The 3,455-nt window shown below is 75.1% G+C and carries 3 protein-coding genes; 1 reads left to right on the plus strand and 2 read right to left on the minus strand.

Annotated elements, in window-relative coordinates; genetic code table 11:
• Positions 1–515: 515 nt before the first annotated feature.
• On the minus strand, positions 516–1,163 hold the full coding sequence (locus tag ACFRMQ_RS39390) for a response regulator (protein ID WP_380735710.1): 648 nt from the start codon (positions 1,161–1,163) through the stop codon (positions 516–518).
• 40 nt (positions 1,164–1,203) lie between these two features.
• Positions 1,204–2,535, minus strand: coding sequence for a sensor histidine kinase (locus ACFRMQ_RS39395; protein ID WP_380735711.1), 1,332 nt, complete (start codon positions 2,533–2,535; stop codon positions 1,204–1,206).
• 313 nt (positions 2,536–2,848) lie between these two features.
• Here ACFRMQ_RS39395 and ACFRMQ_RS39400 point away from each other — a divergent pair, with 313 nt between their 5' ends.
• Positions 2,849–3,409, plus strand: a complete 561-nt coding sequence (locus ACFRMQ_RS39400) for a heme-binding protein (RefSeq protein WP_380702976.1) — start codon at positions 2,849–2,851, stop codon at positions 3,407–3,409.
• Positions 3,410–3,455 lie beyond the last annotated feature (46 nt).

A 3,455-nucleotide genomic window follows, 5' to 3' on the forward strand; every position in this document is an offset into this window, starting at 1 on the left:
GAGTCCCCCCGGACTCGCTCCACGCCTCCTCGCGAGCGGCTTCGGCGCTGCCGCTCCCCCCGACACCCCGGCACGCCCACCGTTCCCCCCTGGCTTCACCCTCCGGCGAGAGCGGTCCGCACAGGCCCCGGCGAGCACCCCACCCCCGGGGACGTCGTGGATCTCACGGTAACAAACCGTGTGGTTGGTTTGTCAATAGTGGAATCCACGAAAAATCCACAATGTGACGAACACTTCGGAAGGCCCGGAAAGGCCTCAGACCAGGGAGTTGTGCTCCTGGCTGGGTGATCGGAGGCCGAGCCGCCCGGGCCGGCCCGGGTCGGGCGTCGAGGTGGAATCCGACATTCCGAGCATCGTGACAGCACGCAGTGACACCAGGCGAGCGCCCAGCGCAGCCATGGTCGGGCGCGATCGGACACGGTTGGAGGCGGATCGGGCGCGGGGAGTGAGCGGTTCGGCCGGGCCGAGGGACCGAGGGAGCCGAGGGAGCCGACGGACGGAGGGAGCCGGCTGGCTCAGCGCAGCAGCCGGCGCTCCTTGGCCACCGCCACCGCGCCTGCCCGGGTGTCCACGCCCAACTTGTCGTAGATCCGGCCGAGGTGGGTCTTCACCGTGGCCTCGCTGATGAACAGTGCCCGGGCGATCTCCCGGTTGCCCAGCCCCTGCGCCAGCTGTTCGAGGATGTCCTGCTCGCGCTCGGTGAGCCGACGCGTGGGTGCCCGCATCTGCGCCATCACCCGGGAGGCGACCGGCGGCGAGAGCACCGTCCGGCCCTGCGCGGCCGCGTGCACGGCGGCGAACAGCTCCTCCGGCCGCTCGGCCTTGAGCAGGTAGCCGGTGGCGCCGGCGGCGATGGCCCGGGTGATGTCGGCGTCGGTGTCGTAGGTGGTGAGCACCAGGACGTGCGGCCCGCCCGGGGCGGCGGTGATCCGCCGGGTGGCCTCCACCCCGTCGATGCCGTCGCCGAGCTGGAGGTCCATCAGCACGACCTGCGGCGCCAGCCGGGCGGCCAGCGCGACGGCCTCCTCCCCGGTGCTCGCCTCGCCCACCACCTCGATGTCGCCCGCGCTCGCCAGCAGCGCCAGCAGCCCGGCCCGCACCACGGCGTGGTCGTCGCAGACCAGCAGCCGGACGGGAGGGGGCCGGACGGGAGTCGTGTTCATCGGTGCTCCGGACTCATCGGTGTTCCAGGCTCATCGGTGGTCATCGGTGCTCCAGGGGGATCGAGGCGGAGACGACGGTGCCCTCGCCCGGCGCGCTCTCCACGGTCAGGCTGCCACCGAGCTGCCGCAGCCGGGCGCGCATCGCCGGCAGGCCGTACCCGCGCCCGTCCCCGGCGTCGGACGCGTCCGGGGCGAAGCCCTGTCCGTCGTCGGCGATGTCCAGCACGGCCTGGTCGCCCAGGAAGGACAGCGTGATCGCGGCGGCCGAGGCCCCGGCGTGCTCGCGGACGTTGGCCAGCGCGCCCTGGGCGATCCGCAGCAGCGCCGACTGCGCGGCGGCGGGCAGCGGTACGGGGACGCCGTCCAGGTGGAAGCGGACCGGCAGCCCGCTCTCGGCGGACTCCCGTTCGGCCAGCGCCCGGAGCGCCTGGTCGAGCGTCCGGCCGTCGGAGAGTTCCGCCGGGGCGAGGTCGTGGACGAAGCGGCGGGCCTCGGCCAGGTTCCGGGCGGCCACCTCGGCGGCGGTGCGGACGTGGGTGCGGGCGGTCGCCGGGTGGGTGTCCCAGGTGCGCTCGGCGGCCTGGAGCAGCATCTGCTGGCTGGACAGGCCCTGCGCCAGGGTGTCGTGGATCTCCATCGCCAGCCGTTCGCGCTCGGCCAGGGTGCCCTCCCGCCGTTCGGTGGCGGCCAGTTCGCGCCGGGTGCGGACCAGGTCGGCGATCAGCGCGCGCTGCCGGGCGGCCTGCCGGGCCATGAAGAGGAAGACGCCGGTGGCGAGCCCGGCCACCGCGGGCGGCAGCAGGACGAGCGTGGCGTCGCCGCCGGGCAGCCGGACCTCGGCGATCACCACCAGCAGGGTCAGCGCGCCGACCAGCGGGATGGCGGCCTTCGCGGGCAGCGCCCGCAGCGCGGTGTAGATCAGCGGGACGGCGCACCAGGCGAAGCTCGGCGCGAGCAGCACCAGCACCACCCAGAGCACCACCACCAGGGCCGGCGGCCACCGGCGGCGCCGGCCCGGGGCGGGCGGGTGGTGGCGGTCGAGCCAGGAGCCGGCCGGCTGGGCGACCGCGAGGGCGGCGCTCAGCCCGATCACCCAGGGCACCTGGGCGTTGCCCCAGTGGTGGTTGAGGTAGCGGTTGAGCGAGGCGGCGAGCAGCAGCAGGAAGGCGGAGTCCAGCAGCACCGCGAGCCGGCCCGCGTCCGGGTCGCCGAGGTCGTCGCCGACGGCGGTGGGATGGGCGGGCCCACCGAACTGGTCGGCACCGGCACCGGCACCAGAACCGGCGTCGGCACCGGAAACGGCACCGGAAGCGGTACCGGCACCGGCGCGGTCCGCGGTGCCGCGGCCGACGGTCGGGCGGGGCTGCTGCACGGGTGGCTCCTGGCTGAACGGGTGCTGCGGGCGCGGTCGGCGTCGGCCCGTACCGATCGTCTCGACCCGATCGTCTCGACCCGCACCGACCTGCGCCGATCCCTCGATGGTGACCCGTCCGTCCCGGGTCCGCATCAGCCGATCGGTTGACGCCGTCGTCCTCCATCATGCCCGGCCGCTCGCGCCGGTCCGTCGATGTGGCGGACCCGCCCCCGGCCGGAGGATCGAAGCATGCCGCCGGGCCGGCCCCCGTACGGCCCGGTGGCCCCGATCCCCGCCACACCACCCCGTAGACCCGCTGAGGAGCTGGACCATGAAGAAGACCTCCGTGCGCACCCGGGTGCTGACCGGCACCGTCGTCGCCGCCGCGCTCGCCGCCGCCACCGTGGGCGCCGTTTCGGCCAGCGCCGAGTCCTCCGAGACCCCGGTCGTCCCGGCCGCGGCGAAGGCCGACACCCAGAACAAGAACCTGGCCCCGAGCAGCGGCCTGACCATCGACGCCGCCACCCGCGCCGCCCAGGCCGCCCTGGACGCGGCCACCAAGGCCGGCCAGCACGTCTCGGTCGCGGTCGTCGACCGTGACGGTGTCACCCGGGTGCTGCTGAAGGGCGACGGCGCCGGCCCGCAGGCGCCGGTGTCGGCCGAGCGCAAGGCCTTCACGGCGGTGTCCTGGAACGCCCCGACCTCGGAGCTGGCCAAGCGGCTGGCCCAGGCCCCGACCCTGAAGGACATCCCCGGCACCCTGTTCCTGGCCGGCGGCGCCCCGATCCAGTCGAAGGGCGCTCCGATCGCGGCCGTCGGTGTCGCGGGCGCGCCCAGTGGCGACCTGGACGAGCAGTTCGCGCAGGCCGGCGTCGCCGAGCTGGCGAAGTAACGCCTCGCGACGCCTGCCCGGCCGGCCCGCCCCGAGAGACGGGGGC

It is taken from the genome of Kitasatospora sp. NPDC056783, from assembly GCF_042789895.1.
Lineage (GTDB): Bacteria > Actinomycetota > Actinomycetes > Streptomycetales > Streptomycetaceae > Kitasatospora.